Source organism: Pseudoalteromonas shioyasakiensis (assembly GCF_022398475.1).
Taxonomy (GTDB): domain Bacteria; phylum Pseudomonadota; class Gammaproteobacteria; order Enterobacterales; family Alteromonadaceae; genus Pseudoalteromonas.
In genome coordinates this window covers 26,476-47,318 of the sequence record NZ_JAKEVM010000018.1, presented here as the reverse complement: position 1 = coordinate 47,318, position 20,843 = coordinate 26,476, and the positions used below count along the sequence as shown (strand labels likewise).

Annotated in this window: 19 protein-coding genes; 4 read left to right on the top strand and 15 right to left on the bottom strand. The window is 41.7% G+C overall.

Going from position 1 to position 20,843, the window contains the following annotated elements; translation table 11 throughout:
• Positions 1-203: 203 nt before the first annotated feature.
• Positions 204-875 carry a DNA mismatch repair endonuclease MutH gene (gene mutH / locus L1D51_RS05690; protein WP_054554349.1) on the top strand — a complete coding sequence of 224 codons (672 nt, stop codon included), beginning with the start codon at positions 204-206 and terminating at the stop codon, positions 873-875.
• A 49-nt stretch (positions 876-924) separates the two neighbouring features.
• On the opposite strand, the gene eno is transcribed toward mutH, so the two are convergent.
• From eno to rlmD, 5 genes are all read right to left on the bottom strand, one after another.
• Positions 925-2,223: a phosphopyruvate hydratase gene (eno, locus tag L1D51_RS05685; protein WP_239963146.1), complete on the bottom strand. Its 1,299-nt coding sequence runs from the start codon at positions 2,221-2,223 to the stop codon at positions 925-927.
• A 112-nt stretch (positions 2,224-2,335) separates the two neighbouring features.
• On the bottom strand, positions 2,336-3,970 hold the full coding sequence (gene pyrG, locus L1D51_RS05680) for a CTP synthase (protein ID WP_054562242.1): 1,635 nt from the start codon (positions 3,968-3,970) through the stop codon (positions 2,336-2,338).
• A 157-nt stretch (positions 3,971-4,127) separates the two neighbouring features.
• Entirely contained in the window at positions 4,128-4,928 is an 801-nt protein-coding gene (gene mazG / locus L1D51_RS05675) for a nucleoside triphosphate pyrophosphohydrolase (protein ID WP_055020680.1), read from the bottom strand.
• Positions 4,928-7,087, bottom strand: coding sequence for a GTP diphosphokinase (gene relA, locus L1D51_RS05670; protein ID WP_055197911.1), 2,160 nt, complete (start codon positions 7,085-7,087; stop codon positions 4,928-4,930). Before relA ends, mazG begins: the two co-directional genes overlap by 1 nt.
• 7 nt (positions 7,088-7,094) lie before the next feature.
• Positions 7,095-8,420, bottom strand: coding sequence for a 23S rRNA (uracil(1939)-C(5))-methyltransferase RlmD (gene rlmD, locus L1D51_RS05665; RefSeq protein WP_239963144.1), 1,326 nt, complete (start codon positions 8,418-8,420; stop codon positions 7,095-7,097).
• 80 nt (positions 8,421-8,500) lie between these two features.
• Between rlmD and barA the strand changes: the two genes are divergently transcribed.
• The 3 genes from barA to L1D51_RS05650 are packed head-to-tail and all read left to right on the top strand — an operon-like array spanning position 8,501 to position 12,121.
• Positions 8,501-11,269, top strand: a complete 2,769-nt coding sequence (gene barA / locus L1D51_RS05660) for a two-component sensor histidine kinase BarA (RefSeq protein WP_054562246.1) — start codon at positions 8,501-8,503, stop codon at positions 11,267-11,269.
• A 36-nt stretch (positions 11,270-11,305) separates the two neighbouring features.
• Positions 11,306-11,782 carry an energy transducer TonB gene (locus tag L1D51_RS05655; RefSeq protein WP_054562247.1) on the top strand — a complete coding sequence of 159 codons (477 nt, stop codon included), beginning with the start codon at positions 11,306-11,308 and terminating at the stop codon, positions 11,780-11,782.
• 12 nt (positions 11,783-11,794) lie between these two features.
• Positions 11,795-12,121 carry a hypothetical protein gene (locus tag L1D51_RS05650; RefSeq protein ID WP_054562248.1) on the top strand — a complete coding sequence of 109 codons (327 nt, stop codon included), beginning with the start codon at positions 11,795-11,797 and terminating at the stop codon, positions 12,119-12,121.
• 82 nt (positions 12,122-12,203) lie between these two features.
• Here the strand turns inward: L1D51_RS05650 and pdxJ are convergent, their stop codons facing one another.
• From pdxJ to rpoE, 10 genes are all read right to left on the bottom strand, one after another.
• Entirely contained in the window at positions 12,204-12,935 is a 732-nt protein-coding gene (gene pdxJ, locus L1D51_RS05645; protein ID WP_054554340.1) for a pyridoxine 5'-phosphate synthase, read from the bottom strand.
• A gap of 43 nt (positions 12,936-12,978) precedes the next feature.
• Positions 12,979-13,665 carry a DNA repair protein RecO gene (gene recO / locus L1D51_RS05640; protein WP_054562249.1) on the bottom strand — a complete coding sequence of 229 codons (687 nt, stop codon included), beginning with the start codon at positions 13,663-13,665 and terminating at the stop codon, positions 12,979-12,981.
• 17 nt (positions 13,666-13,682) lie between these two features.
• Positions 13,683-14,615: a GTPase Era gene (era, locus tag L1D51_RS05635; protein WP_054554338.1), complete on the bottom strand. Its 933-nt coding sequence runs from the start codon at positions 14,613-14,615 to the stop codon at positions 13,683-13,685.
• Complete coding sequence (rnc, locus tag L1D51_RS05630) at positions 14,605-15,282, bottom strand: ribonuclease III (protein ID WP_054554337.1); 678 nt, start codon at positions 15,280-15,282, stop codon at positions 14,605-14,607. Before rnc ends, era begins: the two co-directional genes overlap by 11 nt.
• 2 nt (positions 15,283-15,284) lie before the next feature.
• Positions 15,285-16,220: a signal peptidase I gene (gene lepB / locus L1D51_RS05625; RefSeq protein WP_054562250.1), complete on the bottom strand. Its 936-nt coding sequence runs from the start codon at positions 16,218-16,220 to the stop codon at positions 15,285-15,287.
• Positions 16,221-16,246: 26 nt separating this feature from the next.
• On the bottom strand, positions 16,247-18,034 hold the full coding sequence (gene lepA / locus L1D51_RS05620; RefSeq protein ID WP_054562251.1) for a translation elongation factor 4: 1,788 nt from the start codon (positions 18,032-18,034) through the stop codon (positions 16,247-16,249).
• A 70-nt stretch (positions 18,035-18,104) separates the two neighbouring features.
• Positions 18,105-18,554, bottom strand: a complete 450-nt coding sequence (locus L1D51_RS05615) for a SoxR reducing system RseC family protein (protein ID WP_054562252.1) — start codon at positions 18,552-18,554, stop codon at positions 18,105-18,107.
• A gap of 3 nt (positions 18,555-18,557) precedes the next feature.
• A complete protein-coding gene (locus L1D51_RS05610; protein WP_054562253.1) occupies positions 18,558-19,511 on the bottom strand; it encodes a MucB/RseB C-terminal domain-containing protein in 954 nt (317 codons plus the stop codon).
• Between the two features lie 4 nt (positions 19,512-19,515).
• Entirely contained in the window at positions 19,516-20,142 is a 627-nt protein-coding gene (locus L1D51_RS05605) for a sigma-E factor negative regulatory protein (RefSeq protein ID WP_054562254.1), read from the bottom strand.
• A gap of 1 nt (position 20,143) precedes the next feature.
• Positions 20,144-20,725, bottom strand: coding sequence for an RNA polymerase sigma factor RpoE (gene rpoE / locus L1D51_RS05600; protein ID WP_036969086.1), 582 nt, complete (start codon positions 20,723-20,725; stop codon positions 20,144-20,146).
• Positions 20,726-20,843: the final 118 nt, after the last annotated feature.

Here is a 20,843-nt window from a genome sequence, read left to right as displayed (position 1 = left end):
GTTTAATTAATGAAATAGAAACAACATAAAAAAACAGTAAAACAACTAAATATCAATTAGTTAGACTAGAACATCCAAAAGTAAAACTGATTATTTTTAGCCCACACTTAACGTGCGCAAAAAACACCCAAACACAAAGATATCCACTAAGGCGTGCATTTGCTATCATGAACCGGATAAATAGACAATCAAATAAACGCCTTATGCGACCAATAAAACCCGCTTCTATAAACGAATTAATGCAACGTGTTGATGCTATTGCAGGCCTCACCCTAGGGCAGCTAGCTGAGCAATATCAGTTTAAAACCCCTGACGATTTACTTCGTGAAAAAGGCTGGACCGGGCAACTTATCGAATATGTGCTTGGCGCAACAGCGGGTTCAAAACCAACACCTGATTTTGAAGAGTTAGGCATTGAGCTAAAAACTCTTCCTATTTCATTTAAAGGCAAACCACTCGAAACAACCTTTGTTTCGGTAACGCCGCTATTAAATGTAACCGGAATGACTTGGCAACAAAGTACGGTTCGTAAAAAGTTGAATCATGTTTTGTGGTTACCAATTTTAGGCGAGCGCGAGATACTGCCTTTTCACCGTACCATAGGCAGTGGCTTTTTATGGCAGCCAAGTGCAGAGCAAGATGCCCTTTTACAGCGTGATTGGGAAGAACAAATGGAGCTAATTGCCCTTGGTCGCGTAGATGAAATTTCGGGTCATTTAGGTGATGTAATGCAAATAAGGCCAAAAGCTGCCAATAGCAAAGCGCTGACTGACGCTATTGGCCCAAATGGCCAGATAGTACAAACCTTACCTCGCGGCTTTTACCTAAAAACCAGCTTTACTGGCGAAATCCTAAAACAACAATTTCAGCTATAAAAAAACCTCCCGAAGGAGGTTTTTTAAAGTCTTGATGAGCTAAGCCAGATTACTGACCTTTAACCTCTTTAAGACCGTTGTAAGGTGCTTTCTCACCTAATACTTCTTCAATGCGAAGTAATTGGTTGTACTTAGCAATACGGTCAGAACGGCTTAATGAACCCGTTTTGATTTGACCAGCTGCAGTACCTACTGCTAAATCAGCAATTGTCGCATCTTCAGTTTCACCTGAACGGTGTGAGATAACAGCTGTGAAACCAGCGCCTTTAGCCATTTTGATAGCAGCAAGCGTTTCAGTTAATGAACCGATTTGGTTGAACTTGATTAGGATTGAGTTAGCAATACCGTTATCAATACCACGCTTTAAGATCTTCGTGTTAGTTACGAAAAGGTCATCACCTACTAATTGTACTTTGTCGCCAATTAGTTGTGTTTGGTGTGCGAAACCATCCCAATCAGACTCATCTAAGCCGTCTTCAATTGAAACAATTGGGTATTGCTCAGTAAGGCCTTTAAGGAAGTGGTTGAATTCTTCAGAAGTGAATTTTTTACCTTCGCCTTTAAGGTCGTAGATATTCGCTTCTTTGTCGTAAAACTCAGATGCCGCACAGTCTAGAGCTAGAGTGATATCTTTACCAAGCTCATAACCTGCATTTGCAACAGCAACCTTGATTGCAGCAAGTGCCGCTTCGTTTGATTCAAGGTTAGGAGCAAAACCACCTTCATCACCTACTGATGTAGAGTGACCTTCAGCTTTAAGTACTTTTGCTAAGCTGTGGAATACTTCAGCGCCCATACGTAATGCTTCACGGAAATTTGAAGCACCAACTGGCTGGATCATGAACTCTTGAATATCAACAGAGTTATCAGCGTGCTCACCACCATTGATGATGTTCATCATAGGTAATGGCATTGAGTAAACACCTGACGTGCCGTTTAGGTCCGCAATGTGCTCATAAAGCTCAACGCCTTTAGAGTTAGCAGCCGCTTTAGCTGTTGCTAAAGACACAGCTAAGATAGCGTTAGCACCTAGTTTTTCTTTATTTTCAGTACCATCTAAGTCAAGCATTACTTGGTCAACAGCTTTTTGATCAACTGCGTTTTGGCCTTTAAGCGCTTCAGCGATTTCGTTATTGATATAGCCTACTGCTTTTAAAACACCTTTACCTAGGTAACGTGCTTTATCACCATCACGTAATTCAAGCGCTTCGCGAGTACCTGTTGATGCACCAGATGGTGCTGCAGCACGGCCCCATGAACCATCAGCTAAATGTACATCAGCTTCAACAGTTGGGTTACCACGCGAGTCCATGATTTCGCGACCAATCACTTTTACGATTTCTGACATCTTGATTCCTCTTTTCCCGAAAATGGTGAGTTAGTGCCAATTTTATTAATTATCCTTAATGCCATTGGCTTATTAAACAAATAAGCCGTGCATAAAGCACGGCCTATTTAAATTACGATGACGCTTTTTGGTGAGTGTGTGCAGCTGCAACAAACCCTTCAAATAGCGGGTGACCATCACGTGGTGTTGACGTGAATTCCGGGTGGAATTGCGCGGCAATAAACCAAGGGTGATCTTTATTCTCGATAATTTCGACTAGTTTCTTATCTTCAGATAAACCAGTGAAACTTAAGCCTGCTTTTTCAAGCTGCTCTACAAAGTGGTTATTCACTTCGTAACGGTGACGGTGACGTTCAACAATTTCGTCACTACCGTATACTTCGCTTACTTTAGAACCTGGTGTTAAATGACACTTCTGTGCACCTAAACGCATAGTACCACCTAGGTCAGATTGCTCATCACGGATTTCAACGTTACCGTCAGCATCTTGCCATTCAGTGATTAAACCAACAACTGGGTGTGCTGATTTAGCGTTAAACTCTGTTGAGTTTGCATCTTCAAGGCCTGCAACATTACGCGCATATTCAATAAGCGCTACTTGCATACCTAAACAAATGCCTAAGTAAGGAACTTTGTTTTCACGTGCATATTTAGCCGCTAAGATCTTACCTTCAACACCACGGCCTCCGAAGCCACCTGGAACTAAGATAGCGTCAAGGTGAGAAAGTAACTCAGTACCTTTGCTTTCTAAGTCTTGTGAATCAACGTATTCGATATTCACAGTTAAACGGTTTTTCAGACCTGCATGCTTTAATGCTTCGTTTACTGATTTATATGCATCTGGTAGTTCGATGTACTTACCAACCATACCAATTGTCACTTCACCTGTTGGGTTAGACTCTTGGTATAACACTTGTTCCCACTCAGATAAATCTGCTTCTGGGCACTCAAGATAGAAACGACGACATACGAAGTTATCTAATTCTTGTGACTTAAGTAACGCAGGGATCTTATAGATGCTTTCTACGTCTGGTAATGAAATAACAGCTTTTTCTTCAACGTTAGTGAAAAGTGCAATCTTCGCGCGCTCGTTATTTGGTAATTTACGATCAGAACGACAGATCAAGATATCTGGTTGGATACCAATCGAACGTAATTCTTTTACAGAATGTTGTGTTGGCTTAGTTTTAACTTCACCTGCAGGGCCTAAGAATGGCACTAGCGTTAGGTGGATAAACAATGCGCGCTCACGGCCAATTTCAGTGCCAAGCTGACGAATTGCTTCTAAGAAAGGTTGTGACTCGATGTCACCAACTGTACCGCCAATTTCAACGATTGCTACATCGCGACCTTCAGCACCGTCGTATACACGTTGCTTAATGTCGTTTGTGATGTGTGGAATAACCTGAATTGTTGCACCAAGGTACTCACCACGACGCTCACGTCGTAATACATCTTCATAAACACGACCTTGTGTGAAGTTGTTGCGGCTAGTCATCTTGGTACGGATGAAACGCTCATAGTGACCTAAGTCAAGGTCAGTCTCTGCACCGTCTTCAGTTACAAATACTTCACCGTGCTGAATTGGGCTCATAGTGCCTGGGTCAACGTTAATGTAAGGATCCAGCTTTAAAATAGTCACGTTAAGACCACGTGCTTCTAAAATAGCGGCTAATGACGCTGCTGCAATACCCTTACCCAACGAAGAAACAACCCCGCCAGTTACGAAGATAAATTTTGTACTCATGCGAACCCTAGAATATCAGGAATTAAAAGGAATAATATAGAATCAAGACGGGGCGATATTATAGCAAAGGGGCTGCTATCAATCCAGATAAAATTAGCAAATAAGTGCACAAAAAACGAGCTTGGCTACACTGTACCCAAACTGCTCTACAATGCACTTACTTGGCTTGCTTTTTAATGGCTTCCCATGCGTTATCCATTTCTTCGAGGCTAGCCGTTTCTAGGCTCTGGCCACGCTCATCTAAGTAAGCAGCCACTTTTTCAAAGCGTGACGCGAACTTAGCATTGGCACTTCGTAATAATTGCTCAGGATCGCGCTTAATATGACGTGCTACATTCACCGTTGCAAACAGTAAATCACCAAGCTCTTCTGCACTGTGCTCTGAATAAGGGTCGTGAGCCAGCGCTTCTTTTACTTCGTCTACTTCTTCAGCAACTTTATCGAGCGCACCATGATAACTTGGCCAATCAAACCCTAGGCTTGCTACACGCTGTTGAATCTTCTTCGCTTTTGATAACCCTGGCATAGCATCAGGAATGTCTTGCCACAGGCTCATTTGTGGTGAAGCTGCTTTTTCTGCTCGCTCTTGTGCTTTAATAGCCTGCCACTGCTCAGAAAGCTCAGCGTCAGTCAGCTCACTTTGCTCTGCAAAGACATGGGGATGACGACGAACTAATTTATCATTAAGCGTATTAGCCACATCGGCAAAATCAAATAATCCTTGCTCTTTGGCAAGTTGAGCATAAAAGATGACTTGAAACAGTAAATCGCCAAGTTCACTTTTAAGCTCAGTAAGCTCACCTTTTTCAATGCAATCTGCTACTTCGTAAGCTTCTTCAAGGGTATGCGGCACTATTGACTTAAAGTCTTGTTTTAAATCCCACGGGCACCCAGATTCTGGGTCCCGTAGTTTAGACATAATTGCAAGCGACTGCTCAATTGCCTGTTTATCATCCATTACGAATGACCACGCTTTGCATCATGTACACCTTCGATTTGGTGTAACTTAGACAATAAGCGGTTGGTGCTTGATAAGTCATGTACTTCAACCTGCATTGAAAACAGCGCAAGCTGCTTATCTTCAACCGTGTTGACGTTCATGTTCAGCACATTCACTTTTTCGTTTGCAAGCACTGAGCTGATATCTCGAATAAGGCCTGAGCGATCGGTCGCTTCAACTTTAATCGTTAATGAGTAAGAGCCATTGACATCGTCTGACCAACTTACTGATATAACCCGCTCAGGATGCTTCTCGCGAAGTTTCTCAAACGAATCGCAATCTTCACGGTGAACTGCAATCCCTCGGCCTTGCGTAATGTAGCCAATAATTTCATCGCCCGGCACAGGTCGGCAGCATTTAGCAACATGGCTCATTAAGCTACCTACCCCATCAACAACAATACCGTTCTTATCGCCGGTGACACTTTTTGGTTTTTTAAACTTAATTTGTGGCTCGTCATGCTCACGGTCACTAATAAAGTTTAATAACTGGTTTAAGCGAACATCTCCAGCACCTACCGCAACCATAAGGTCGTCAAGGCCTTTAAGGTTAAAGCGCTCGATTGCTGGCGCTAGATCTTTGGTTGTTAAATCTAGTTTTTGCAGCTCAGTTTCGAGTATTTCTTTACCGGCACTTAAGTTTTTATCGCGATCAAGCTGCTTAAACCAATGATGGATTTTAGAGCGTGCTCGTGAAGACTTAATATAACCTAGCGATGGGTTTAACCAATCACGGCTTGGGTTAGGTTGCTTTTGAGTTAAAATTTCAACCTGATCGCCGGTGCTTAATTGGTGAGTAAATGGCACAATTTTGCCAAACACTTTTGCGCCAATACAGCGATGCCCTACATTTGAGTGAATGTAATAAGCAAAATCAAGTGGTGTTGCACCCAGCGGCAAATCGAAAATATCCCCTTTAGGCGTAAACACATAAACACGATCTTCTACTACTTGGTTTTTAAGCTCTTCCGCTAGGTCACTGCCATCAACAACTTCTTCTTGCCATTGCAGTAACTTACGTAACCAGCTAATTTTTTGCTCGTAGCCTGAACCACGTCCTGGCAATGCACCTTCTTTGTACATCCAGTGCGCAGCAACACCTAGCTCAGCATCTTGGTGCATTTCGCTCGTACGAATTTGAATTTCAACGGTTTTACCTTCTGGGCCAAATACCACGGTATGAATTGACTGATAACCGTTTTGCTTAGGTGTTGCGATGTAATCATCAAATTCTTTATTTAAATGGCGCCAGTTAGTATGCACGATACCTAATGCCGCGTAACAATCTTGCAGGCGCTCTACCACTATGCGCATAGCGCGAATATCAAAAAGCTGGTCGAACTCGTAGTTCTTCTGTGCCATTTTTTTGTAGATGCTGTAGATATGTTTAGGGCGGCCATACACCTCACCTTCAATACCTGCTTCAGCCAAGCGTGCTTTTACTAAAGCAACCATGTTCTCCATGTAGGCTTCACGGGCAAGGCGCTTATCATCCAGCTGTTTGGCGATATTTTTATAGGTATCTGGGTGCAAATAACGGAACGAAAGATCTTCAAGTTCCCATTTAAGCTGACCAATCCCTAAACGGTTAGCTAGGGGAGCAAAAATGTCGCGTGTTTCTTTAGCGGCAATGACGCGCTCTTCTTCACTGGCGTCTTTAACATCACGCAGGTGGCACACTTGCTCTGCAAGTTTAATCACTACGGCGCGCACATCTTCAACCATGGCTAACAGCATACGGCGAATATTATCGATTTGTACTGTGCCTTTTCCTTGATGGGCTAAGGTGCTGATGGTAGCCATTTGGCTTACGCCTGTTAGTAATAACGCAACGTGATTACCCAGCTTTTCGGTGACTGTCTCAATTGAGATTTTTTCGGCTAAAAAATAAGGCGTTAAAAAAGCAGTGGCAAGAGAGTCTGCATCTAAATTTAGCTCAGCTAAAATCTCCACCATTTCAATGGCTGTGTTTTCACGTTTTGCATCATCGCAATGCAGGCACAGTTGGTGGGCCTGCTCTAATAAGGTATGTTTGTCTTCTGTTAGCGCTAACAGCTCGATACGGCTGGCAAAATCACTCGGCTTAGTTAGCTGATGTGACTGTCTAGTGGCTACCATGTGCGCTTTACCTCCTGTGAAATAACGCCATCGTTTCAATATGCCCGGTATGCGGGAACATATTCATAAGCCCAATTTTTTCAATGCTAAAGCCTGCTTGTAAAATAATTGCACTGTCACGGGCTAAAGTAACAGGATCACAAGAGACGTATAAAATCGTTTTAAACTGAGTAAGTGGTAACTGCTCTAAAATAGCCATTGCGCCAGTACGTGATGGATCAAGAACTAACACGTCAAGTTCGGCACTAAACCAAGCAGCTGATTGCATTGATTTTGTTAAATCAAAACAATAAAAATCGGTATTCGACAATGAGTTAGTTTGCGCATTTTGTTTTGCTAATGCAACCGCAGAATCGACCCCTTCAACACCAATAACATATTTAGCATACTTTGCAATCAATAATGAAAAGTTACCAATACCACAAAACAAATCCAATACCTGCTCATGACCTTGTAAATCAAGCCACTGTTTTGCTTGATGCAGCATAGCTTGGTTCACTTGCGGGTTAACTTGAATAAAGTTTTCAAGGCCAAACTCAAAGCGTAAATCATAAGCTGGTATCTGGTAGGACGGCATTGGATGGTCACTGTGATCAATTTCACCACTTTGTGATTGCCACACAACACGCCAGCTATATTCATCACACGCCGCTACGACTATGGCTTTTAACTCTGCATTAATAGCTTTGGTATGCCTAATAACCACAAAGGCCGCGTTATCAGCTTCACATAATTGTAAGTGACTAATACTGCTCAGACCTGAATGGCTGTTGATAAGAACATCAAAAACTGAAAAAACGTCTTTAAAAGTGCTGCTCAGCACATCACAGCTTTCAATACTCACCAATTGTTTAGAACCCTGAGCTCGATACCCTACGCGCATTTTCTTTGCGGATTTGTCATGCATTACAGCAATACGCGCAGAGCGACGATAATGGTGCTCTTCACTAAGCAGAGGTGCTTGCCAATTTAAGTCATCAGCTTTAGCAAACTTGCTAAACAGCTGACTCACCGCAGCTTGCTTCTCAACCAATTGTTGCTCTGCATTAAGGTGCTGTAGCTGACAACCACCACAAACCTGATAATGCTGACAAAAAGGAGTAACCCTATGCGCTGAGGCTGATAGTACTTTTTTACAATCAGCACTGGCAAAACGTGCCTTATCTTCAATCAATAACGCTTTTACTTCTTCACCCGGCAAAGCACCATTAACAAAACAGACTTTATTTCCCTGCTTAGCAACGCCCCGCCCTTGGTGATCCATAGCAGTGACATTGAGGGTTAGCATTTTTTGCGAAACGGATTTCTTTTTGGCTTTGAAAATCTGTGCCATCGGGCAACACCTTAATTATTGATAAAGCGGGAGTAAGTATATACTCTTAAACAACGATAATAATGATAACAACATTCTTTATGACTAAATTTGGCTTACGTGACTCAGTCTTAACCCTTACACTTATACCGACTGTGATCATAGGCTTGTTGCTGGGCGGTTATTTTACAATAAATCGTTACATTGAGCTCGATGAAATTTTGTATCAACAGGGCGTGACTATTATTGAGCCCCTCGCCATTGCTGTTGAGCAACCATTAATAAAGCGTGATAAAGCCTTATTAACTCGCTTAGTTAGTCATACACATAACAAACACTCCCCTGCTATCCAATCAATTGCTATTTTTGATGAAAACAATGAGTTAGTGATTTTTAGTAAATACCAAAGTGAATTCAAAGAAATTGTTAGCAGCAATGCAAACAGCATGGATGGCATTCAAGTACAAAATTCTGAGCACTATTTAACATTTTCTACTGCCATAATTAATCATAGCCGCCAAGACATGATTTGGAATCATCACAGCTACCAAGCATCGCTAGGCACTGTGGTGATCATGCTTAACAAACAACAAGCCATTATTGGCCAGCAACGGGCATTATTAGTCAGTGGCGTGGTAATTTTACTCGCGCTCATACTTGCCACCGTATTAGCGTTTAGATTAACTCGCATGTTCATTCAGCCTCTTAATAAGTTAGTACTAGCTACCGACAAACTCATTGAAGGTAAAGTAGACACCGGGCTTGATCAAAAAATGTTTGGCGAGTTTGAGCTACTACGCACAGGTTTAAATACCATTTCAGAAACCATGGTTGTACAACGTGATGAGATGCAAAAACACATAGACCAAGCAACCTCTGATTACCGCGAAACACTTGAACAATACGAAACCCAAAATATTCAGTTAAGTATTGCTAAAAAAGACGCGCAAGATGCGAACCGAGTAAAATCAGACTTCTTAGCTAAAATGAGTCATGAATTACGTACGCCTTTAAATGGTGTAATTGGTTTTACGCGTCAGCTTTATAAAACCCCGCTGAATAAGCATCAAAAAGATTATCTAGATACCATTGAACTGTCGGCCAATAGCTTACTTACAATTATCAGTGACATTTTAGACTTTTCGAAATTAGAAGCCGGTGCCATGGAACTTGAGTCAATGCAATTCCAGCTCCGTGACAATATTAATGAAGTTATGACCTTGTTGGCACCAAGTGCCCACGAAAAGCAACTTGAGCTTTCAATATTTATCCATCCGCAAGTACCAGACAACCTAACTGGCGACCCGACCCGCTTTAAACAAATTTTGATAAACCTATTAAGTAATGCCATTAAATTTACTGAAAAAGGCTCAATCAAGGTTGATGTTGGCTACCGCTTATTAGATGAAGAGCGCGCCTCTATTTTGGTGTCTGTCACCGACACCGGTGTGGGTATCCCAATGGATAAACAAGATGCGTTATTTACACCATTTGGCCAAGCAGACTCGAGTATCACCCGTAAATTTGGTGGCACAGGTCTTGGGTTAATCATCACTAAACATATTGTTGAAGCGATGAATGGCCGCATTACCCTAAACTCAGCACCAGGTAATGGTACCTGCTTTACGTTCAACGCCGTATTCAGAACGCCAAGTAACTCAATTACCAGTGACTTACCAACACAATCACTGATCAATAAGCGTATTTTGTATCTTGAGCCTCATGAGCATACCCATCAAGCAACGTTATCGCTACTGCATGAATGGCAAACTCGCGTTACCGCCTGCATGGATGAAGAAAGCTTCTTAAATGAGATCAACAAAGACTTCAGCTACGATATTTGTATTATTGGCCATACCGCTACTATTGACGATATGCAGCAACTTAAGAGTTATGTAAAAGCAGTGCGTCCTGTCACTGATTATTTATACATAATGCTTAATACTGTTTCGCATAATATGCGTGAAGCCTTTGTTGGTAGCGGCGCAGATGCTTGCTTAAGTAAACCGCTTAACCACCGTAAATTATGTGAGGTACTTGCTGCGCCTTACCGTCTTGACCACCCGGTGCATAACATTGAGCAAGGTGATGAAAAATTATTACCACTTAAAGTACTGGTTGTTGACGATAACGATGCTAACCTAAAACTAATTTGCACCTTGCTTGAAGAACAAATTGAGCTAATTGATACCGCACACAACGGCTCACAAGCTTACAGCTTAAGTAAAAGCCATAAATATGACTTGATCTTCATGGACATCCAAATGCCAATTATGGATGGTATTACCGCATGTAAACTTATTCGCGAGTCATCTCTCAATGAAGATACCCCCATCATTGCGGTTACTGCTCACGCCCTCGCAGGTGAAAAAGAGCAACTACTTAAAGATGGCTTTAAAGGCTATTTAACTAAGCCTATTGATGAAGACATGCTAAAACAAATAATTAGCGATCATAGCCCACAAGCGCCGATTAATCGTGAACGTAGCAAAACTGCCGCAGTTGACTCTGAACCTCCATTTGAAAGTGCCCGCCTCGATTGGCAATTGGCACTACAACGCGCAGGCGGAAAAGAAGAACTAGCACTTGAAATGCTCAATATGTTGTTACTCAGCGTGCCTGAAACCTTGCGCCTACTCAATGAAGCTATAGAAAAAGAAGATTGTGAACATGTACTTAGTATAGTCCACAAGTTCCATGGCGCATGTTGTTACACCGGCGTACCAAAACTAAAATCACTTGCAGAAACACTCGAAACCGCTTTAAAAGGCGATTGCGATTTAAATTACATTGAGCCTGAATTATTTGAGCTGATTGATGAGCTGAATAACTTGTTAAGTGATGCGGGAATGGTTGAGCAACAACGATAAGAGAACACTCAATAAATTGTATAAAGGAATATATTAATGAAAAACTATTTATTGCTAGCTGGTAGTTTGTTTGTATTTGGTTGCACATCAACCGAAGAGAAACCCGTAAAATTAGAGTATGCAGATTTAGCTGTTAGCTATAATGAAATGGAGTCAGCAAAATGGCAACCGCTTGAACGCTTTCCTGCCAGATACCCCAAAAAAGCAGTTATCCAAGCAAAAGAAGGTTGCGCAACTATTGAGTATGTCATTACGCCACAAAATGAGATTAGAGATATTCAGGTAGTTGCCTCAACTAACCCTGTATTTGCCGCTGCAGCAAAAGATGTAATCACTAATTGGCACTGGAATGAACTGGCGAAAAATATTACTGATAAAGCGGTGAAAACCCAAACTCGCTTTGATTTTTGTTTTGACACACCTGAGCAATCTTGCAAAAAGCTAAAACCTAACTATTCATGCCCTAGTTCAGATATTATTTATTCCACGGGTACACGCGTAGTGAAGTATTAAAGGGAGCTTGCTTTGTATTTTATCTTACTTATCATCTTTAGTGCTATTTCAATCACTTGGTTTTTCCTCCGCTATAAAAAACTAAGTATTGAAGCTAATAATTACGTAAAAACCAATTACACAGAGCAATGGCAAACATACGAAAGCCAAGCCCGTTTGATGAAGGCAAAACCTAACTCAATGGTTTTTCATTCAATCAAGAAAGGTGAATTGTCGGCAATAGATGATGATGTTTTAAAAAGCTTTAAGAAAAAACATCAATATTTAGTGGCCCTACTCTGCCTTTCGCCTTGGCTATCTTCATTGCTTGCACAATTTATTGTTTATCTGAGTAAATAAATGAGTAAATAAAAACGCGGTGGATATCATATCCACCGCGCTCAGTATTCAAACTTACCAGCGTCTATAAAAGAGCGGCAGTTCAAAGTCTTGCTTCAATCATTAAACGTTTCATATCGCTGACTGCTTTTTCTAAACCATCAATCGCTGCACGGGCAATAATCGCATGACCAATGTTTAACTCATAAATTTCTGGCATTGCCGCAATAGGTTTTACATTGTGATAATGAAGACCATGGCCGGCATTAACGATTAAACCTAAGCTATCAGCATATTGTACGCCGCTACGAATACGCTCAAGCTCAGTGTGAAGCTCTTCGTCATTTTCAGCATCAGCATAAGCACCTGTGTGAATTTCAACGTATGGAGCATTACACGCTTTTGCAGCGTCAAGTTGTGCGTTGTCGGCATCAATGAATAACGAGACTTTAATTCCTGCTGCAGTTAACTTTTCTGTTGCTGCTTTTACTTTTTCAAAATTACCCACAACATCCAGGCCACCCTCAGTGGTGAGCTCTTCACGCTTTTCAGGCACTAAACAAACATAAGCAGGTTTCACTTCAAGGGCGATGTCGATCATTTCATCGGTGACTGCAATTTCAAGATTCATACGTGTTTGAATCGTTTTTGCCATCACATATACGTCGCGGTCTTGAATATGACGACGGTCTTCACGCAAATGAATGGTGATACCATCTGCACCAGCATGCTCTGCAACAGCTGCAGCATGCGCAGGATCTGGGTAACTCGTGCCACGCGCTTGGCGTAAAGTGGCAATGTGATCAACGTTTACACCAAGAAGAATATCTTTCATTTTTTTACCTGTTTAAAACAACGATTCAAGGCTGAACATCAGCCTACTTAATAAATAACTCACGGCTTTTTAATGGCTTTTTACCAAGTAAAGGCTTGAGTAGGTATCGACTTAATTGCTTTGCCATATATAACACATCAGGGGCGCTAAAGTCATGAGCTGCTATGGCATTTAATTGCTTTCCTGAAAAGCCACTATGGGGGTCGTCATGCAGTAAAAAACCGTATTCAGCAAAGTACTGGTAATTTGCTGCATCGTTAATTTCATCACCTTCGGCATCAACACTAAAATCAACGCCATAACCCAGCATCTCTAATAGTTGAAACTCGTAAGAGCGCAGCACAGCTTGTAGGTTTTTAGTGCATGATAACTCGTCTAGATGCTGTTTATAAAGATGATATACACTTTCCATCGGCTCATTGATAGGTACGATACGATTGGTTAATTCGTTCATATAGAAGCCGCAATAAAGCTCGGTACCCTGCAACATAGTTTGCCGGCCATGGGGTTCAAAACGATTAATGTATTTTAAATCAGACTTGCCGCTATATTGTACGAGCAGAGATTGGAAAGGTTGTAATTGTGCTTTATGTTTAGTGGCCTGGCGACCACTAACACGGGCCAGCATTCTCAGCTGACCTACGCCTTCTACCAGCATATCGAGCATGACTTGCGAGTCGCTAAATGGACGTCGGTGCAGCAAGTATGCTGTGTAGAATTCGCTATCCATGGCGTGTAAGACTTTACTTAGTCTTCACCATAGCCAAGGCTACGTAGCGCACGCTCATCGTCAGCCCAGCCAGACTTCACTTTTACCCAAAGTTCTAAAAACACTTTGTTATCAAGCATGTCTTCAAGGTCTTTACGAGCTTCACGGCCAATCACTTTGAGCTTTTCGCCTTTATTGCCGATCACCATACGCTTTTGCGTTTCACGCTCAACGAGGATCAAACCATTAATTTGCCAAACACCGTTTTCTTGCCATTTAAACTGCTCGATCTCGACGGTGACTGAATATGGTAGCTCATCACCCATAAAGCGCATCAGCTTTTCACGGATCACTTCAGCCGCCATAAAGCGCATTGAACGGTCTGTTACGTAATCTTCAGGGAAGTAAAACTCACAAAGCGGTAAACGCTTTTTCACTTCATCTTTGATTAAATCAATATTTTTACCCTGCTTTGCTGAGACCGGCATAATAGCCACAAAATCAAATTTACCACCTAAAAACTGCATGTGCGGAAGCACTAAATCACGGTCTTTAACTTGGTCAATTTTATTCATAACTAATAATACTGGACGACCGCTCTGACGTACTTTATTTAGTACCATCTCATCGTCTTCGTTCCAGTGTGTGCCTTCAACCACAAAGATGATCAGTTCTACATCGCCAATTGAGCTTGATGCGGCACGGTTCATTAAACGGTTAATAGCACGTTTTTCTTCGACGTGTAAGCCTGGTGTATCCACATAAACAGCTTGGTATTTACCTTCGGTATGAATACCCATGATACGGTGGCGTGTGGTTTGTGGCTTACGAGAAGTAATAGACACCTTTTGCTCAACAATATAGTTAAGTAAGGTTGATTTACCTACATTTGGGCGGCCAACAATGGCAACCATACCGCAGTGCGTGTCTAGCTCTGCAGGTTCTTTGCTAATTAAATCATCAAGATTCATTTTTAAGTATCTTTAAGGCTTTTTCAGCGGCTTTTTGCTCAGCTTTACGACGTGAGCTACCTACTGAGATAATGCTATCCATCCCTTCAACAATACATTCAACCGTGAATGTTTGATTGTGCGCTTGGCCTTTTGTATCAATTACAGTGTAGCCAGGTAACGATAATTTGCGCGCTTGTAAGTATTCTTGAAGTAATGTTTTTGGATCTTTTTGATTTAAGCCCGGCGAAATTGCATCAAGACGCGACTCGTACCAGCTTAAAATTAACTCACCACATTGTTCAATGTTTGAGTCTAAGAACACCGCACCAATGATCGCCTCAACGGCATCAGCAAGGGTTGATTCACGGCGAAAACCACCGCTTTTAAGCTCGCCTGGACCTAAGCGTAAGTAATCGCCTAAGCCAAACTCTAGGCCAAACTCAGCCAACGTTTGACCACGAACTAGGGTCGAACGCATGCGGCTTAAATCACCTTCACGTGCTTTTGGAAATTTAGTGTAAAGTGCATTCGCAATCACAAAGCTCAAAATCGAATCACCTAAAAACTCTAAGCGCTCGTTATGTTGGCCTTTATGACTGCGGTGCGTCATTGCCTGCTCAAGCAAAGCTTGATCAGTAAATGTATAACCTATTTTGTTGTATAACTCTGTTACGTTTTTTTTCATCGTTACTGAATATTACCTAGGCGTTCAAAACGAACACCAGTTGGAACCCAGCCTGGTAAAAAGTCATCTGGGCCATTCTCAAATTCAAAACTCATCCATATAAAGACGGCTTTACCTACCAAGTTTTCTTTAGGTACAAAGCCCCAAAAGCGACTGTCTTGGCTATTATCACGGTTATCACCCATCATGAAATAATGATCGGCAGGAACAACCCACTCGTCTGAGCGTGTACCTGGTTGTTGATAATAACGGCCTTTCATTTCAGGAGCTTGCGGGTTAATTAAAATATTATGATTCAATGTGCTTAGGTTTTCTTCTAAGCGCACTAAATTCATCGAACCCTGCTTGAACTCGTCACTATTGAGGATTTCCATATCAATTTTGTTGTATTCATTACACAGCAAATCACCTTGCTGCGTTACACCTTCGGCACATTTTGGCTGAATATAAAGGTGCTTATTGCGATATACAATTTTATCGCCCGGTAAACCAATCGTACGTTTAATGTAATCTACGCGCTCGTCTAATGGGTATTTAAATACCACAATATCACCACGTTCAGGTTCATCAACATCAACTAACTGGCTACGCCAAATAGGATCTTTAACGCCATATGAGTACTTCTGCACTAAAATGAAGTCGCCCACTAATAGGGTTGGCATCATTGAACCAGATGGAATTTGAAACGGTTCAAAAATGAAAGAGCGAAAAATAGTGATCGCTGCAATCATCGGAAAAATTGACTTTGCCGTTTCAGTGATACTTGGCTCAGGCGCAATTAATGCAGCGGTTTCTTCGTCTAATTCGCCACCTGCTGCGTTTTGAGCAAGGGCAATGCGTTGCTGACGCTTTGGCGCAAACATAAAGTGGTCAATTAACCAAATTAATCCTGAGCCTAGCGTTAACAACACTAAGAAAATAGAAAAGTAACCCGCCATGCATTAATTCCTTTATTTACTTCTAATTATTTACCAACTTTAAGGATAGCTAAGAATGCATCTTGAGGTACTTCAACGTTACCTAGTTGCTTCATTCGCTTTTTACCTTCTTTTTGTTTTTGTAGTAGTTTCTTCTTACGGCTCACGTCACCACCGTAACATTTCGCGATTACGTTTTTACGTAATTGCTTAACTGTTGTACGGGCAATAACATGCTGACCAATCGCTGCTTGAATCGCAATATCAAACTGCTGACGTGGAATTAAGTCTTTCAGTGCTTCGGCTAACTGACGACCACGTGATTGTGCAATATCGCGGTGTACAATAATCGCTAACGCATCAACACGCTCACCATTAATTAATACGTCAACACGTACCATGTCTGAAGCTTGGAAATGCTTAAAGTTATAATCAAGCGATGCAAAACCACGGCTTGTTGATTTTAACTTATCAAAGAAGTCCATGACTACTTCAGCCATCGGTAATTCGTACGTCACCGCAACTTGCTTACCATGGTAGCTCATTTTAGTTTGCATACCACGCTTTTCAACACAAAGCGTAATTACGTTACCTAAAAACTCTTGCGGAACTAATATGTTAGCTTCAACAATTGGCTCACGGATTTCAAGAATATTATTCACCGGCGGTAAGTCAGACGGGTTATCTATCTGTTTAGTTCCGTCTTTAGTCTCTACTTCGTAGATTACTGTTGGCGCAGTAGTAATAAGGTCAATGTCGTATTCACGCTCAAGACGCTCTTGAATGATTTCCATGTGTAGCATACCTAAGAAGCCACAACGGAAACCAAAACCTAGTGCTGTTGAGTTTTCTGGCTCGAAGAATAACGACGCATCGTTCAAGCTTAATTTATCAAGCGCATCACGGAATGATTCATAGTCATCTGATGAAATTGGGAACATACCAGCATAAACCTGCGGTTTAATGCGTTGGAAGCCTGGTAAACGCTCTGGAGCAGAATTACGTTGTAAAGTGATGGTATCACCTACAGGTGCACCATGGATTTCTTTAATACCCGCAATAACAAAGCCTACTTCACCGGTTTTTAAGATACCCGTGTTGGTTTGTTTTGGCGTGAAAATACCTACTTTATCTGCGATGTGAACTTGATCATTCGACATGATCTTAATTTTATCGCCCGCGCGCAATTCACCGTGCTTAATACGTACTAATGATACAACGCCTTGGTATGGGTCAAACCATGAGTCAATGATAAGCGCCTGTAGTGGCTCATCTTTGTCACCTTCTGGTGGCGGAATATCTTTAACAATGATTTCGAGTACTTCTTCAATACCAATACCGGTTTTAGCACTACATTGCACAGCATCAAGGGCATCGATACCAATGATGTCTTCAATTTCTTCTGCTACACGAAGTGGATCGGCTTGTGGTAAGTCGATTTTATTTAGAACTGGAATAACTTCTAAGTCCATTTCGATTGCTGTGTAGCAGTTAGCTAAAGTTTGAGCTTCAACACCTTGACCCGCATCAACAACTAAAAGTGCACCTTCACAGGCTGCAAGTGAACGTGATACTTCGTATGTGAAGTCAACGTGTCCTGGCGTGTCGATAAAGTTTAACTGATATGTTTCGCCGTCTTTAGCTTTATAATTTAGCGTTACACTTTGCGCTTTGATGGTGATACCACGCTCACGCTCAATGTCCATTGAGTCTAACACCTGCTGCTGCATTTCACGGTCTGTTAAACCACCACAAACTTGGATAAGACGGTCAGAGAGAGTCGATTTACCATGGTCAATATGGGCGATGATCGAAAAATTACGGATATGCTTCATAAACTGGATTCTAAACTTCTATATAAAATGGACTAAGTGTATAAAGCGACAATTTTACATTTAATTGGCTTTAATCACCATCTATTTGAGTGAAAGGAATAGTAATTGGGTGAATTTTTATTACTTTAATATCATGCTTAAGGCTCTTAACCCTTGATTTTGCTATCGCATAGCCCGTTATGCCACCAATCACGGCGGCTAAAATTTGCCAGCCTTCTGTAAGCGAAAAAGCCGAAAATGCGATCAAAGCAAACCCTAAGCTAAACAAAAGGGGTAGCATGTAAACAGCCATAGCGTGTTTAACTAAGTGACTATCATCGAGTGCTAATGTTACTTTTTGCCCTACTTGGAGCTCTTTTTCGAAGGTATAAGGAAAGGTTTTTTTAGCTGTTCCAAACAGCTTTGCAAAAACTTGCGAACCACAACGACCATTACAGCCGGCACAGGCTTGCTTTTGCTCTGCTTCTAAATTCGCTGTCGTGCCTTTTACCGACACGACAGTGAGTGTTTGTTCAATCATGATTTAAAGAGGTCGCGCTACCGACTCAGCTATAGCTTTGGCTGTCATAGCAGGGATATTACCAACAACCGATACATCAAAGCTACCACCATTGTGTACATACACAGTCGTTGCGCCTGACGTTAAAGCACCGCTTGCGCGCTTACCCGGTAAAGGTCTTTGAATAAAAACAGACACTTCAACAAACCCATCTGAATATAAATAATAGTCAGCAAGTTCATTGTTTAAGTCAAGTTTATGACGATCTGACTTTAATAATTTAAAGCCATCTGGCAACCAACCAATTTTCCAATCATTCGCTGCGCTGTCTTCATTATTGGCTAAATCGTTAGTCGCCAACACCGCAGGAAAGTCACGATTTTGCATTTCAACTAACATAGGCGCTGGCTGTTCTGTTACGCTGATATGAGTTAACTGTAACTGCTCAAGCATCTCACCTTTGTGATTCACATAGGCAGATTTAAGTAACAACGATGACTCAGTATCTAACCAAATCCAATAGTTATATTTGTATTCATCTTTTGATTCAATACGCACTAACTGTGCTGAGCGCCCTGCAATACGGCCTTTTCCGCCAAGCACAAAATCATAATGAGCGCTTAGTCGGTTAATATCTTTAAAAAGTACTTCAGGAATTGGCCCAGCGATAGAGTCTGTTTTAACTGAATAAGGCTCTGAATGAGGCTCAAAATAGGTAACTTGATCGTCAACGCGCACCATTTCTAGGCCAGCGCCGTTGAGTAAACTTAGATGCTCAAGTTCAATATCACCTTGTTTTGCATGTAACCAGCGATAGGGTTCCATAGCTTGGCCTTTTACAACCACAAATGATGCGTCAAAGTTGCGAGTATGAACGGCCGTAGCCATATCATTTAATAAAGTCTTGGCGGGATTTTCGTCGCTGGCAATGGCAGGAGCCGTTAATACCAGCGACAAAATAAAAGTAAAAACTTTCATTTAATTAGTTTTTTTCCTCGTCTGCATTTTCTGCAGTTTGCGATTTTTCTAGCGAATATGCAACACGTGCTTGACGTTGGTGCTCAAGAACTAATGCGCCAATACGCTGCTGTTGTAACTCACGTAAACCTTGCTCTGCATTTTCTAATGCAGGCTGCTCAGATGAGTAACTTACAGGAGAAGCCATACCCGTTAACGGTACTGTTTGTAATGTTGGAATGTCACTTTGCGGTGACTCGGTGTTTTGTGGCAATGTTTGTACGCCCACAATCGCAAACATAGCAACACTAGCAGCAATAGCCACTTGGGCAAATGGACGGCGCCAATTAAATGCTACCACGTTATCTGTGCCTGTTGCCGCCACGATTTCTTCGCTTTTTGGTGCCGTTGTTTTATTCGCGAAATCTGCGTAAACAGGTTCTTGCTCAAGTGATTCTGCCACTGCATCTGCAATGTCAAAATTAAAAGCGTTATTATTTGCCTCAGCACGCATTACATCACCAATCATTGCGTAACGACCAAATGTAGATACATCGTCGTTTGTGATCGCTTGATCAGTTAACTGCTGCTCGCCGTCAAGTAACGCGGACAACTGCTCATTATCCAACTTGTTAACGTCTGCTTTTGTCATACTAAGACTCACCTATTAATGGATTCAATTTATTATCAATCGCCTCACGGGCACGGAAAATACGTGAACGCACCGTTCCCACAGGGCAATCCATAACCACGGCTATTTCTTCATAGCTCATACCTTCAATTTCACGAAGGGTAATCGCGGTTTTAAGATCTTCAGGCAAACTATCAATCGTATTAAAAATTACAGCACGTACTTCGTCACTTAATAACAGGTTTTCTGGCGATGCGTTTGAACGCATTGCATCTGCACTGTCATAAAATTCTGCTTCTTCGGCATCAACATCGTTAGCTGGGGGCTTACGGCCCTGCGCAACTAAGTAATTTTTAGCACAATTTACGGCGATACGGTACAACCAAGTATAAAAGGCGCTATCACCTCTAAAGTTAGGTAAAGCACGGTAAGCTTTAATAAAAGCTTCTTGTGCGACATCAGCAACATCACCTTGGTTCGATACATAACGTGAAATCAAACCTGCAATTTTATTCTGATATTTTCTAACTAATAGGTTGAAGGCGTTTTTATCTCCTTGCTGGACCCTTTTAACTAGCGCTAAATCCAAATCCTGCTCGCTCATTCGAGCCGGTACTCCTCTGTTTGATTCTTGCTTGCTATTCATATACTCGCCATTGTTTACACAAACTCTGACTGCACCATGAATATAAAAGTTCAGTTTAAAATGATTTTTTTATAAA

What these genes read in the sequence shown, in the direction of transcription:
- lepB (WP_054562250.1), bottom strand. Translation starts at nt 16,220, where the DNA reads ATGGCGGGTTACTTTTCTATTTTCTTAGTGTTGTTAACGCTAGGCTCA.
- pdxJ (WP_054554340.1), bottom strand. Translation starts at nt 12,935, where the DNA reads ATGAAAGATATTCTTCTTGGTGTAAACGTTGATCACATTGCCACTTTA.
- L1D51_RS05615 (WP_054562252.1), bottom strand. Translation starts at nt 18,554, where the DNA reads ATGATTGAACAAACACTCACTGTCGTGTCGGTAAAAGGCACGACAGCG.
- rpoE (WP_036969086.1), bottom strand. Translation starts at nt 20,725, where the DNA reads ATGAGCGAGCAGGATTTGGATTTAGCGCTAGTTAAAAGGGTCCAGCAA.
- pyrG (WP_054562242.1), bottom strand. Translation starts at nt 3,970, where the DNA reads ATGAGTACAAAATTTATCTTCGTAACTGGCGGGGTTGTTTCTTCGTTG.
- rnc (WP_054554337.1), bottom strand. Translation starts at nt 15,282, where the DNA reads ATGAAAAAAAACGTAACAGAGTTATACAACAAAATAGGTTATACATTT.
- L1D51_RS05610 (WP_054562253.1), bottom strand. Translation starts at nt 19,511, where the DNA reads ATGAAAGTTTTTACTTTTATTTTGTCGCTGGTATTAACGGCTCCTGCC.
- relA (WP_055197911.1), bottom strand. Translation starts at nt 7,087, where the DNA reads ATGGTAGCCACTAGACAGTCACATCAGCTAACTAAGCCGAGTGATTTT.
- recO (WP_054562249.1), bottom strand. Translation starts at nt 13,665, where the DNA reads ATGGATAGCGAATTCTACACAGCATACTTGCTGCACCGACGTCCATTT.
- era (WP_054554338.1), bottom strand. Translation starts at nt 14,615, where the DNA reads ATGAATCTTGATGATTTAATTAGCAAAGAACCTGCAGAGCTAGACACG.
- barA (WP_054562246.1), top strand. Translation starts at nt 8,501, where the DNA reads ATGACTAAATTTGGCTTACGTGACTCAGTCTTAACCCTTACACTTATA.
- rlmD (WP_239963144.1), bottom strand. Translation starts at nt 8,420, where the DNA reads ATGGCACAGATTTTCAAAGCCAAAAAGAAATCCGTTTCGCAAAAAATG.
- L1D51_RS05605 (WP_054562254.1), bottom strand. Translation starts at nt 20,142, where the DNA reads ATGACAAAAGCAGACGTTAACAAGTTGGATAATGAGCAGTTGTCCGCG.
- lepA (WP_054562251.1), bottom strand. Translation starts at nt 18,034, where the DNA reads ATGAAGCATATCCGTAATTTTTCGATCATCGCCCATATTGACCATGGT.
- L1D51_RS05655 (WP_054562247.1), top strand. Translation starts at nt 11,306, where the DNA reads ATGAAAAACTATTTATTGCTAGCTGGTAGTTTGTTTGTATTTGGTTGC.
- mazG (WP_055020680.1), bottom strand. Translation starts at nt 4,928, where the DNA reads ATGGATGATAAACAGGCAATTGAGCAGTCGCTTGCAATTATGTCTAAA.
- mutH (WP_054554349.1), top strand. Translation starts at nt 204, where the DNA reads ATGCGACCAATAAAACCCGCTTCTATAAACGAATTAATGCAACGTGTT.
- eno (WP_239963146.1), bottom strand. Translation starts at nt 2,223, where the DNA reads ATGTCAGAAATCGTAAAAGTGATTGGTCGCGAAATCATGGACTCGCGT.